Genomic DNA, 12,808 nt, shown 5'->3' on the forward strand with positions numbered 1-12,808 from the left:
TTAGGACTGCTTAATTTATGCAGTCCTAATAGTATTTGCTTGTTAATCCTCTATAAGGTATTTCAACACCTATTATAGTAGGATAATAATCCTTTGAATCTTCTTCTTTGTTTTCCTTACTTTCTGTCTTTTCTTCATATAATTCTTCATCTGGTTTATTTTCCATTAAACTCACCTCTGAGTTTATCTTTCCCAAGGTAAAGCCATTATATTAATATGTTTATAAAATTATTTTAGATCCTTAATAAGATTTGACATTTCTATTGCTGTCATTGCCGAATCATATCCCTTATTTCCAGCCTTAGTTCCTGCTCTTTCAATTGCCTGCTCTATACTTTCAGTTGTGAGCACTCCGAAGATCACTGGCATATCAGAATGTAGTGATACATGTGCTACTCCCTTTGATACTTCACTGCAAACATAATCAAAATGAGGAGTTGAACCTCTAATTACTGCACCTAAACATATTATTGCATCATACTTTTTCATTGCCGCCATCTTTTGCGCTACCAATGGAATTTCAAATGCTCCTGGCACCCAGCTTACTTCTATATTTCCCTCTGCTGCTCCATGTCTCTTTAAACAATCTATAGCTCCACCAAGAAGTTTTGAACCTATAAACTCATTAAACCTTCCAACTACTATTCCAAACTTCAATCCTTCCGCTGTTAACTTTCCTTCGTATACTTTCATTACTTATTCCTCCTCATAGCTATTTAAATTATAATTTAAGAATATGACCCATTTTTTCTTTTTGGTTCTCATGTAATGTTCACTCTCTTTTGCATGCTCAATTTGTATTGGCACTCTATCTACTATTTCAATACCATAGCCAGAAAGTCCAGCTATTTTTTTAGGATTATTAGTTAAAAGCCTAACTTTTTTTATACCTAGATCTTGAAGTATCTGTGCTCCTATTCCATAATCTCTTAAATCCGCTGGGAAACCTAGTGCAATATTTGCTTCCACTGTATCCATACCCTTTTCCTGAAGGGCGTAAGCTTTAAGCTTATTTATAAGTCCTATGCCTCTTCCTTCCTGTCTCATATATAAGAGTACACCTTTTCCCTCCTCCTCTATTTGTGTCATTGCTGCTGCTAATTGATCTCCACAGTCACACCTTAAAGAATGGAATACATCACCTGTTAAGCATTCAGAATGTACTCTTACTAAAACTGGCTCATCCCCAAAATTTTCGCCTTTAACAAAAGCTACATGGTGTTCTCCTGTTAATGTATTTTCATATCCTACTGCTCTAAATTCACCGAATTTAGTTGGTATGTTTGCTTCTGCTGCTGCCTTTATAAATATCTCATTCTTTCTTCTGTAAGCTATTAAATCAGCTATGGTTATAATTTTTAGATTATGCTCTTCAACAAATTTCATAAGCTCCGGAACTCTGGCCATTGTTCCATCTTCATTCATTATTTCGCAAATTACTCCTGCTGGATAAAGTCCGGACATGCGAGCTAAGTCCACTGCAGCTTCAGTATGTCCTGCTCTTGTAAGTACTCCACCTTCTTTTGCTTCCAATGGGAATATATGTCCTGGTCTTTTAAAGTCATCACCATTAGAACTCGATATTAATTTTTGTATAGTCAATGCTCTGTCATAGGCAGAAATACCAGTAGAAGTGCCTACCGCATCAACAGATATTGTAAAAGCCGTATAAAATTTATCAGTATTATCCTTAACCATGTGATCAATATTAAGTTCTTTAAGTCTTTCTCCTGTCATAGGTGTGCATATAAGCCCTCTTCCATACTTAGCCATAAAATTTACATTTTCATGAGTAGCCTTTTCTGCAGCCATTAGAAGATCCCCTTCATTTTCACGGTTCTCATCATCTACTACAACAATCATTTTTCCTTCTCGTATATCCACTAATGCCTCTTCTATAGTGTTAAATTTGTATTCCATATTGTACATCTCCCTTTCGATAAACTAATTGTATGCCTGCTTACATAAATCCATATTCTTTAAGTAGATTTTCTGTAACTCCATTTTGCTTGCTTTCTTCTCTATCTTTCATGAATAAAAGTCTTTCAACATATTTTCCTACTATATCGCATTCAATATTTACTTCATCTCCAACTTTTTTGCCATGAAGAGTAGCTTCTTCTTTTGTGTGTGGTATAAGCGAAACTTTAAAAAAATTATCTCCTAAACCAGCGACTGTAAGACTAATACCATCTATAGTCACAGAACCTTTTAAAACTATATATCTTAAAAGATTAGAATCACTTTCTACTGTAACCCATGTAGCTATGTCTTCATTTTTTGTACCTATAATTTTTCCTGTACCATCTATGTGTCCACTTACTATATGACCTCCAAATCTTGCACCAAGAGCCATAGCTCTTTCAAGATTAACCTTACTTTTTTTGTCTAACTTTCCCAAATTGCTTTTTCTCAAAGTTTCTGCCATAACATCTACAGTAAAACAGTTTTCATTAAAACTAGTTACAGTTAAACAAACACCATTAACTGCGATACTATCACCTAACTTCACACCTTCCAGTACTTTTTTTGCTTTTATTGTAAGCCTTGCAGATTTTTCTCCATTAAAAATATTAGTTATTTCTCCAATCTCCTCTACTAAGCCCGTAAACATATAATCACCACCATGCTAAGAATATAAGTACCCTTGTAACAACAAGTCACTTCCAAACACTTTGTATGTAATATTTTGAACCTTTATTGCTTCATTCATTTTTTCTATTCCCTGTCCCTCAATTGGAGTTTTAGAGTCTTTACCTCCAAGGATTTTTGGGGCTATAAAACACATGATTTTATCCACTATTCCAGAGCTTACTGCAGCAAAATTTAATTCACCTCCTCCTTCTAGTAATATGCTATCTATGCCTAGCTTACCTAGCTCCTTAATTAGATGATTTAAATCCACTTTATTATTCTTATCCTTAGGAGTGATTACAACTCTTGCTCCTTTTTCTTCTAAAATATCTTTCTTTTTATTATCAAAGCCCTCTGTACAGACAATTATTACTTCTCTTTCATTCAAAGTTTCTAATATTTTGGACTCCATAGGTATTCTCAATTTAGAATCTATTATTATAGCTTTAGGACTTTTACCGCCGCTCTCTTTTAATCTTGTAGTAAGCAACGGATCATCTGCTATTACTGTACCTATACCTACCATTATTCCCATAACCTTGTTTCTTATCTTATGAACATATTCTCTTGATTCTTCTCCACTTATCCACTTTGATTCTCCTGTATAAGTGGAAATCTTACCATCAATAGTCATTGCGGTTTTTAAAATTACAAAAGGTATTTTTTTTGTTATATATTTAATGAATATTTCATTTAATTTTTTTGCTTCATTTTCTAAAACTCCAGTGATAACTTCAACACCCTTTTCCCTTAAAAAATTAATACCTCTTCCTGCTACCAATGGATTGGGATCTTGCATGGAAATAATCACTCTTTTTATACCTGCTTTTATAATAGCTTCTACACAAGGAGGTGTTTTACCATAGTGACTGCAGGGTTCTAAACTTACATAGATATCAGCATCTACAGCTTTTTCTGCCGCCTCTTCTAGTGCATAAACTTCCGCGTGTGGTCCTCCATAAAACTTATGATAACCTTTTCCAACTATTTCTCCATTTTTCACAACTACTGCACCTACTAAAGGATTTGGATTTACTGCTCCTTCTCCTTTTTTAGCTAGGCCTAGTGCAATACTCATATAGTGTTCATAAGAGTTATTATATCCTCCGCCCATTTTCTCACCTCTTCAACCTATGATTATTAAATATACAATTATCATTTTTATTATTTTTTACATATTTTGTATAAATTTACATTATAAAAAAATAGAGATATACATATACCGATGTTTCTTTATCTACATTTTAGTATTCCATAAACTCGGCACATAATGCTTATATATTATGTGTTTTAAATCTGAAGATGCCTAAAAGCCCCTGAAAAAACTTTCAAGGGCTCATATGTCAAATATAAATAATGACAATTAATAATAATCTTTCTTTCATCCAGACTTTACTGTCGGTACTGGAGTTTCACCAGTTCATGCTGATTACTCAGCTCGCGGACTTTACCGCCGGTCGGGAATTACACCCTGCCCTGAAAGCTTAATATATTTAATTTTTGATTACAAACTTAATATATATTATTCCAATAATTTTGTCAATTAATTTTATAAATTTTCTTCTATGTTTAATAAAAATACATAACTCTATTCTGTTATTTACATTTTATTGTATAATAGTTATAGGATTCAAAGATTGAAAGTTTAGTTATTAATCGGCACATAGTACCAATTGGAAAGTAAATTTTAAAATTTTTTAGGGGGAAAATTTATGGAGGTTGTATTAGATTTTAACTTTAAGCTAGATAAAAAAATAGTAATTAATACTCTAAAATCTTACTGCGAAACAATAACTGATGAAGAAATCAGTTCAATGTACGAAACTTTGCTGCCTGTTCTGTATGAATCTGTACAACCAGCAGGAATATTCAAAATAGATATAAAGGATAAAGACTTTACTTTTAATGTAATTAATGACTTCGACTACATTGTATATTGTATTGTTACCATAGGAGACAAAATTAGTGAAAAGGTAAATGAGTTTTTTTCTTACGCTAAGATGAAGGAAGGTATGGTTCTTGATGCCATGGCCACATCTTACCTTTTTGATATAAGTTCTCAGCTATTTGATCACATATATAAAAAAGTTAAAACATTAGAGTTAGGACTTAGTCACAGAATAGCTCCTGGTGATGGAGAAATTCCCCTTTGGTATCAAAAAAATATTCTAGATGCACTAGATTCGAAAAATTTTCTTGGAATATATGTAAATGAAGACTTCATGCTTACATCTCTTCGATCACTAGCGTATATTTACGGGGCAGATGAGTATAAACCTTTAAGCGACGTAGACCACGATTGCAGTAGGTGCTCAAACAAGGAATTTTGCAGCATGAAAAAATAGTAGCTATAGCATAAACAGGATTTTTGCTTTCAGATTAAAATTTTTTGTAATTCATCGGATAAAGCAAAATCTAACTACGGAGGTGAAATGGAAAGTGTGGACTATTTTGATTTCTTTATCGATTGGTATTCTTATAGGCTATTTTTTTAACCTAAGTGACAAGCAAAAGAGTTATAACGGACGTATACAGCAAATAGGTGTTATTTTTCTTTTGTTCTGTATGGGAGCATCAGCTGGAGGCAATAAGTCTATTATGGTCAACTTAAAAAATATAGGCAAAATATCTTTGACCTTTGCCGTATTGACTTCTATATGCAGTATAATTTTAGTTTTCTTTGTAACTTCGTATTTTATGAGAGGGGGAGAGGAGTAATGACAGTCTCAATAATTATTGCAGTTATTGCTGGAATGTTATGCGGATACTTTGTAATGCCTCAAAATATAGTAGATAATCTCAATACTTTATCTACTATATCTCTTAACTTTTTAATATTATCTGTTGGAATTGACGTAGGATCAAATAAAAGTCTAATTAAGAATTTAAAAAAGAGCGGTTTTAAAATTATATTAATTCCTGCTTGTATTATTCTCGGAAGTTTTGCTGGTGGTATTTTAACTGCATTAATTTATAATCTTTCCTTTAAATCTAGCTTATCTATAGCCTCTGGTTTTGGATGGTATAGTCTTTCGGGAATACTGCTTACAAATCTAGATGGCGCACAGGTAGGAACCACGGCTTTCCTTACAAATGTATTTAGAGAACTTATTGCCGTTATACTAATACCTATAGTAGCTGTAAAACTGAATCATTACACAGCTATAGCACCTGCTGGTGCTACTTCAATGGACACAACTTTACCCTTAATAGCAAAAGCTACAACTCCAGAAATTACTGTAATTTCTTTCTTAAATGGAGTTATATTAAGCTCTTTAGTGCCAATATTTATATCATTTTTTTATACATTGAATTGGTAGTATAGTACTGCACTTTAGAAATTTAGCTTATATATAATAGCACTACCAAACTTCAGCAAATAAAAATTAGGTTATTCCATAATTTTCAATTGTAGGAACAACCTAATTTATATGTTACTAGCTTAGCTTTGACGTTTTCTGTTTCTGATCTTTTTATATATAACATCAGATGTTATTGCAAGAAGTAAGAAAGCTGAAAGTAATATCTGAAGTTTTTCTCCAGTTGAAGGATTAAAATGGGCAACTAATTGAATTAAAAGTATAAATGTTCCTGTAAAAATAAGAAAATTTATTTTAAAGTTAATATACTTTTTATCTATTCCTTCTGCGTCAATCATAAGTTTTTTTCTAATAGCTTTGTTATACTTCATTCCTAACCCCTGTAGGATACCTGTTATTCCAAAAAGTGTTAGTAGTGGTCCCCAAGCAACACTATCCATATTTAAAAACCTCCAATTTCTATATACTACAGCATAATTGCCTCACAATAGCTTATTAAAGATTATACCATGTATAGAGCCAAATTTCAAAATTTTTCGCAACTTCAAGTCTCAGCAAATTTTACCACACTACAAGTGGTGTTAACTTAAATTAAGGATGTGATTATATATGACACTAGCTAAGATAAAGGGAAATACTTATTACATACACTCAGTTACAAACTCAGGAATATTTGCATTTAAAAATAAAAACTGTCTCATCATCGATACAGGAAGTAATAATTCAGATGCTAAAAAAATCGAAGAGATACTTATAGAAAATAGCCTTCATCCCAAATATATAATAAATACACACAACCACCTTGATCATAACGGTGGTAACACGTATTTTCAAAAGAATTATCCAGGCTGCTTAGTATATACCTCATTAAAAGAAAAGTTATTTATGGAGAACCCAGAACTTCAAGCTTCTATATTATTTTCTTCTACACCTATTAAAGGAATAGACAAAAGTAATAAACCTCTCCATGTAGATTTTGTACTTGATTATGGAGTAAATAAAATTAATGATGAAAAATTTGAGATAGTTCCTCTAAAAGGACATTCTATTGAACAAATAGGTATAATAACTCCTGAAAAAGTATGTTTTCTTGGAGATTCTATATTTAGTAGTGAAATATTAGAAAAATATTCTTTTCCCTATCTTTATGATATAGAAGAAAGTATTGATACCTTAAATAGAATTAAAACAATAGATGCAGATTATTTTGTAATAAGCCATGCTAATGAAGTATTAAATAAAGATGAAATTAAAAAGTTGGTTGATAAAAACCTTGAAAATATAGAAAACTATAAGAATCAAATTTTAGACTTATTAGATCAGCCACTAACCCGAGAAGATATACTTGAAAACTTATCGGTTTTAAATGACTTATCCCTTAATTTTTACCAATACCATCTAAATTTCGGTGGTGTTTCTGCATTTATTTCATATTTATTTTCTAAAGGGCTTATTCAGTACTCTATAGAAGATGGAAAGCTTTATTACTTCAAAAAAACCTGAATAAAAAAACATCTTCCCATGCACTTATGTACATGGGAAGATATAACAACGATTACATTCTTGTAAATACTTATATTTAAGAAGCTTTCTTTTCTCGATTCATTACGCTATGACTTCTTCCATATGCAAAGTATACTACGAAGCCTATAAGAAGCCATATTACAAATACCATTTTTGTGAAATTTGGTAATTTAAAAATTAAGAATACACAGAAAGCCACTGATATAAATGGAGTAACTGGAACTCCTGGGCATTTAAACTCTCTCTTAATATCAGGTCTTTTCTTTCTAAGAACTACAACTGATATTGAAACTATAGCAAATGCACTTAGTGTACCTATATTTGTCATCTCTGCTAATTTTCCTATTTGTAAGAATCCTGATAAAACCATCGTTAATATACCAATTAATACTGTACTCTTTACAGGTGTACCAAACTTTGGATGAACATCTGAGAATACTTGTGGTAATAATCCATCTCTTGATAATGAGAATAGTATACGAGTTGCTCCAAATGTCATAACAAGTAATACGGATGTAATACCTGCAACTGCCCCAACAGCAACAAGAGCTGAACCCCAGTTTACTCCTATTTGAGTAAGTGCATAAGCAACTGGCGCTGCATTATTTTTATATGACATATAAGGAAGAACTCCTGTTAATATTGCTGAAACTACAATATATAATACTGTACAAACTAAAAGTGATGCAACTATACCTATTGGTAGGTCTCTTTGAGGATTTTTAACTTCTTCTGCAGCTGTAGCAACAGCGTCAAATCCTACGTATGCAAAGAATATGATTGCCGCTCCTGTAAATACACCGTTAACTCCATATGGGAAAAATGGGTGCCAGTTAGCTGGTTTAACGTGACCTACTGCTACAACTATAAATAGAATAACACAGGCTAACTTAACTATAACAAGTATGTTATTTAGCTTAGCACTTTCACTAACACCTTTAACAAGTAAAGCCATTATTACTGCTAGTATAAGTATAGCTGGAAGATTTACTATTCCACCATTTTGTCCTGGAGGGTTAGCTAATGCTGCTGGTACGTGTATACCTGCCGCTGCTAAAAGCTCTACAATGTATCCTGACCATCCTACTGCAACAGCAGCAACGGCAACAGTATATTCTAGAATTAAGTCCCATCCTATAATCCATGCCCAAATTTCACCTAATCCAACGTACCCATAGGTGTAGGCACTACCTGCAATTGGAATCATAGCTGCAAGTTCTGCGTAACATAAAGCTGCAAATGTACAAGTGATACCTGAAACAATAAATGAAAGAATAAGTGCTGGCCCTGCATAATCTGCTGCAGCAACTCCTGTAAGCACAAAGATACCTGTTCCTATAATTGCACCAATACCTAGCATTGTAAGTTCGAATGCACCAAGTACCTTTTTAAGTGATCCTTTTCCCGAAGCTTGAGCTAACAATTCCTCAATAGGCTTCGTTCTAAAAATTGACTTTGAGTTTGACATTAAAGCCACTCCTTCCCCTTATTATTAATAAAATAAGTGTAAAATATTGAGATATAATGTGAAAAAATTGATAAAATAGTGAAAAAATTTAAAAAAATTTGATTGAATTGAATTACTTATATAATAGCATAGATTTTTTTGAAACCTTTAAAAGTTTTATTATTTTATATTTTCTTAATTTTCTTGATATTACAGAATCATAAATACTATAAAACCAGTCATACCAATATATAGTTATAAATATTAAAATGCAAGATTGCAATTACTTCTTAAAATTTTTTTTTCAATTAGCCAAATGACTAAAAAAATTTAATCGCAAATTAACTTTTTCAATTAAGCATTGATAAAATTTAAAAGAATTTCATTCTTATGTTTGAATAATTTTTATTTTTAAAAAAATTTCTTCTTTTTACATTCTAATTTTCTACAAAAGATGCTCTCATTAAGTAATTTTCTTTAAATAATAATTTAGACTTCCGCATTTTTATTCGCGGAAGCCCAATCCCTTATCAGCTTTTTTTATATTACTCTTTCAAATTCATCACACTATTTTTTCTACCATAACTAAAGTAAACCACAAAACCAATAATAAGCCAAATTACAAATACCATTTTTTTGTAAAATATAGTAAAAACTATATCAAATATAAACAGAATAATAGCGATATTATAGGTGTAACCGGAGCTGCATTATTTTTATATGCCATATAAGGAAGAATTATAAATAGTATAACCACTCCTAACTTTATTATAACAAGAACATTATTTAAAGTCGCACTTTCTCTTACACCTTTAATTAAAAATACCGTAACAATAGATTATAATGTATACATTTCACGAACAATTTACATTGGTGACTATACAATCATCAATTCAAATAATTAATAAGATATTTTAGTGCAAAACAAAGAGATACCTTGCAATAAATCGCAAGGTATCCTTTTATTATTAAAGTATTATTTTTTATTTTGTTTGTTCTTCAAAGTTCATAGTACTATGAGCTTTACCATATCCAAAGTATATTACGAAACCTATAACAAGCCAGATTACAAATACCATTTTTGTGAAGTTAGGTAATGAGTATATTAAGTATAAGCAGAATATTATTCCGATGATAGGAACAGTTGGAACTGCTGGACAGCTAAACGGTCTTTCAACATCTGGTCTCTTCTTTCTAAGAACTATAACTGAAGCAGCAACTACACAGAATGCTGCAAGTGTACCTATGTTTGTCATTTCTGCAAGTCTTCCTATTTGAACAAATCCTGAAAGTACCATAGTCATAATACCAACAAGAATTGTACTCTTTATAGGTGTTCCAAACTTAGGGTGAACTTCTGCAAATACTTGTGGTAATAATCCATCTCTTGATAGTGAGAATAGTATACGAGTTGCTCCAAATGTCATAACAAGTAATACTGAAGATATACCGCAGACTGCACCTACTGATACTAAGGCTGAACCCCATTGTATTCCTACAGAAGATAACGCATAAGCAACTGGAGCTGCATTACCATGGAACTGTGCATAAGGAACTATACCTGTTAGTATACCTGATACTATAATATATAATACTGTACATATTGCTAATGATCCAAGTATACCTATTGGTAAATCTCTTTGAGGATTTTTAACTTCCTCTGCTGCAGTTGTAACTGCGTCAAATCCAAGATAAGCGAAGAATATTATAGCTGCACCTTTAAATACACCATTAACACCATATGGGAAGAATGGATTCCAGTTAGATGCTTTAACATGTCCTACACCAACAACTATGAATAGTATAACAACTGCTAATTTAATTACAACAAGTATGTTGTTTAACTTAGCACTTTCACTAACCCCTTTAATTAGAAGTAATGTAATAACAAATAATATTAATATAGCTGGTAAATTTACTATACCACCGTGTTGTCCTGGAGCATTAGCAAATGCATCTGGGATATTTATGCCACCTGCTTTAAGTAATGAAACAATGTATCCCGACCAACCAACAGCAACAGCTGCAACCGCAACTACGTACTCTAGAATTAAGTCCCAACCTATAATCCAGGCCCAAATTTCACCTAGTCCAACATACCCGAAGGTATAAGCACTACCCGCAACAGGAATCATAGCAGCAAGCTCAGCGTAACACAATGCAACGAAAGCACAAGTAATACCACAGAATATAAATGATAACATAAGTGCTGGTCCTGCATAATCTGCTGCAGCAACCCCTGTAAGAACGAAAATACCTGTTCCTATGATTGCACCAATTCCTAACATTGTGAGCTCAAATGCTCCTAGAACCTTTTTAAGTCCCTTTCCTTTCGTTTGAGCTAGCATAGCCTCAAGTGACTTAGTTCTAAAAATAGACTTGTTACTCGCCATTTTAAAGACACTCCTTTCGAATAAAAAAATATAATAAATATAATGAATTTTTTAACTATTGTAATTATAGCATATATTTTGGACAAGTATTTATTTTTCGTAATATTTTGAATATTCTAATTTTAACATTTATTTATACATACAACCGCTTAAAAATCAATGCTTTAAAGGATACTCTGAATTTTTTTGAAAAATATTTTTTTAAAATTTTATTAATTTTCTATTAACCTTCAATTTTATTTGAACAATTGTTGTTAATAACAATTCATTTTTATTCATATTACTTAATAATCTTTATTTTCTAAATATTAAAAATATTATTTATAATAATGTTAATTTTTTATTTAATAAGAAAAATAAGGAGTAGCTGCATGTATTTCTGCATTTCTACTCCTATGTTCCTTATTTATATATATGCTGTTAGATCATTTAAAATGTGCTTCCTAGTAATTTATTATTGTCTATAGATATAACACCCAAATTATATATTTGTACTAATTTTCCCTTGTATTCAGTTTCTTTTCCTGTACCAAGCTCTGTAACTACAGCTTTTGAATGATTGTTAACAAATATTCTTCCATCCCTAGCTATATATATGTTGCTTTTATCAACTGATTCAGGTAAAGTCATGGTTTTCATATTATCCTTCGATTTTTTCAAACTAATAATAAATATTTTTTTAACTTTTCCATTCTCGCCGTTTCCAATATAAATTTGATCTTCAGCATCTGTATTTAAAAGATAATGAGTAGCATTTTCTCCTGTAGCAATAGGATTTTTTAAACCTATTCCTCTTATTCTATTATAAGTTGTATCCTCGTAAATTAGCCTATCCTCTTTATTTTGCGCAGCTATTTTACCAAGCTTACAATTAGGATATTTAGTTTCTTCAACTTGAGCCATTACATTTATACGATACAATCTGCTTCTTACTCCTTCTTTTCCAACTTTAACATATGTTACATTTGTAGCACTAGATATAGCCATATCTAATACTTCATATTTATCATCAGATAAGGATATTTTCATTTCTTTATTCTTTTCATCGCTTAGAAAGCTTTTATCATCTTTTTTTGCATTGTAAGATTCAAACTTTAAATAATTTGCATCGAAGCCCCCCGTAAACTTCTCTGCTATTAACATTATATCTCTATCTGGAAGCCACTTATATGAAGAAAACTTTGCACCATTTTCAAATTTCAGTTCTTTCTTCTTATTATTTGATGTATCAACTACATATAATACATCATTATCACAGTAAGAAATGTAATTGCCATTATAAGAAATTCCAACATTTTGGGCACTTTCCGGAATTTTTACGTTAATTTTATTTGGTCCTTTCTTTGAAGTAATATCAACTTTTTTAGCATTAAAATTAGTTTCATCACTTAAGTAAAATTTATCAACGTATAGGAGGCCAATCAATTCTAATGTTATAGGAATTAAACTCCATATAATTAATCTTTTTAGTACTTTCATCATTGCACTCT

13 protein-coding genes and 1 riboswitch are annotated in these 12,808 nt (G+C 31.4%); of the genes, 4 read left to right on the forward strand and 9 right to left on the reverse strand.

The genetic code is table 11. The features are described 5' to 3' along the window. Positions 1-25 precede the first annotated feature (25 nt). The 5 genes from RCG18_RS02035 to ribD form a co-directional block, all read right to left on the reverse strand. Positions 26-166, reverse strand: coding sequence for a hypothetical protein (locus RCG18_RS02035; RefSeq protein WP_308039781.1), 141 nt, complete (start codon positions 164-166; stop codon positions 26-28). A gap of 62 nt (positions 167-228) precedes the next feature. After that, positions 229-693 (reverse strand): 6,7-dimethyl-8-ribityllumazine synthase, encoded by a 465-nt coding sequence (ribE, locus tag RCG18_RS02040; RefSeq protein WP_308039782.1) that lies wholly within the window; start codon positions 691-693, stop codon positions 229-231. Positions 694-696: 3 nt separating this feature from the next. Then, the gene (locus tag RCG18_RS02045) at positions 697-1,920 is read right to left on the reverse strand and encodes a bifunctional 3,4-dihydroxy-2-butanone-4-phosphate synthase/GTP cyclohydrolase II (RefSeq protein WP_308039783.1); all 1,224 of its coding nucleotides are present in this window, start codon (positions 1,918-1,920) and stop codon (positions 697-699) included. A 40-nt stretch (positions 1,921-1,960) separates the two neighbouring features. After that, positions 1,961-2,614 (reverse strand): riboflavin synthase, encoded by a 654-nt coding sequence (locus RCG18_RS02050; protein ID WP_308039784.1) that lies wholly within the window; start codon positions 2,612-2,614, stop codon positions 1,961-1,963. A gap of 15 nt (positions 2,615-2,629) precedes the next feature. Continuing rightward, on the reverse strand, positions 2,630-3,748 hold the full coding sequence (ribD, locus tag RCG18_RS02055; RefSeq protein ID WP_308039785.1) for a bifunctional diaminohydroxyphosphoribosylaminopyrimidine deaminase/5-amino-6-(5-phosphoribosylamino)uracil reductase RibD: 1,119 nt from the start codon (positions 3,746-3,748) through the stop codon (positions 2,630-2,632). Between the two features lie 255 nt (positions 3,749-4,003). Further along, positions 4,004-4,122, reverse strand: a riboswitch (FMN riboswitch). Positions 4,123-4,346: 224 nt separating this feature from the next. Here ribD and RCG18_RS02060 point away from each other — a divergent pair. The 3 genes from RCG18_RS02060 (at position 4,347) to RCG18_RS02070 (ending at position 5,954) form a co-directional block, all read left to right on the forward strand. Further along, the gene (locus tag RCG18_RS02060) at positions 4,347-4,979 is read left to right on the forward strand and encodes a 5-methyltetrahydrofolate--homocysteine methyltransferase (protein WP_308039786.1); all 633 of its coding nucleotides are present in this window, start codon (positions 4,347-4,349) and stop codon (positions 4,977-4,979) included. A 94-nt stretch (positions 4,980-5,073) separates the two neighbouring features. Continuing rightward, a complete protein-coding gene (locus RCG18_RS02065) occupies positions 5,074-5,352 on the forward strand; it encodes a LysO family transporter (protein ID WP_308039787.1) in 279 nt (92 codons plus the stop codon). Further along, positions 5,352-5,954: a lysine exporter LysO family protein gene (locus tag RCG18_RS02070; protein WP_308039788.1), complete on the forward strand. Its 603-nt coding sequence runs from the start codon at positions 5,352-5,354 to the stop codon at positions 5,952-5,954. The genes RCG18_RS02065 and RCG18_RS02070 overlap by 1 nt, the downstream gene beginning before the upstream one ends. 122 nt (positions 5,955-6,076) lie before the next feature. On the opposite strand, the gene RCG18_RS02075 is transcribed toward RCG18_RS02070, so the two are convergent. Continuing rightward, the gene (locus RCG18_RS02075) at positions 6,077-6,394 is read right to left on the reverse strand and encodes a hypothetical protein (RefSeq protein WP_308039789.1); all 318 of its coding nucleotides are present in this window, start codon (positions 6,392-6,394) and stop codon (positions 6,077-6,079) included. 169 nt (positions 6,395-6,563) lie between these two features. Here RCG18_RS02075 and RCG18_RS02080 point away from each other — a divergent pair, with 169 nt between their 5' ends. Next, the gene (locus RCG18_RS02080) at positions 6,564-7,457 is read left to right on the forward strand and encodes an MBL fold metallo-hydrolase (RefSeq protein ID WP_308039790.1); all 894 of its coding nucleotides are present in this window, start codon (positions 6,564-6,566) and stop codon (positions 7,455-7,457) included. Between the two features lie 76 nt (positions 7,458-7,533). Here the strand turns inward: RCG18_RS02080 and RCG18_RS02085 are convergent, their stop codons facing one another. The 3 genes from RCG18_RS02085 to RCG18_RS02095 all read right to left on the reverse strand — a co-directional run bounded on the left by RCG18_RS02085 (position 7,534) and on the right by RCG18_RS02095 (position 12,800). Then, positions 7,534-8,946 (reverse strand): amino acid permease, encoded by a 1,413-nt coding sequence (locus RCG18_RS02085; RefSeq protein ID WP_308039791.1) that lies wholly within the window; start codon positions 8,944-8,946, stop codon positions 7,534-7,536. Between the two features lie 962 nt (positions 8,947-9,908). Further along, the gene (locus tag RCG18_RS02090; RefSeq protein ID WP_308039792.1) at positions 9,909-11,318 is read right to left on the reverse strand and encodes an amino acid permease; all 1,410 of its coding nucleotides are present in this window, start codon (positions 11,316-11,318) and stop codon (positions 9,909-9,911) included. A gap of 429 nt (positions 11,319-11,747) precedes the next feature. Further along, a complete protein-coding gene (locus tag RCG18_RS02095; RefSeq protein WP_308039793.1) occupies positions 11,748-12,800 on the reverse strand; it encodes a hypothetical protein in 1,053 nt (350 codons plus the stop codon). Between the last annotated feature and the right edge of the window lie 8 nt (positions 12,801-12,808).

Origin of the sequence: Clostridium sp. OS1-26 (assembly GCF_030915445.1) — a bacterium.
Classification (GTDB): Bacteria; Bacillota; Clostridia; order Clostridiales; family Clostridiaceae; genus Clostridium_AM.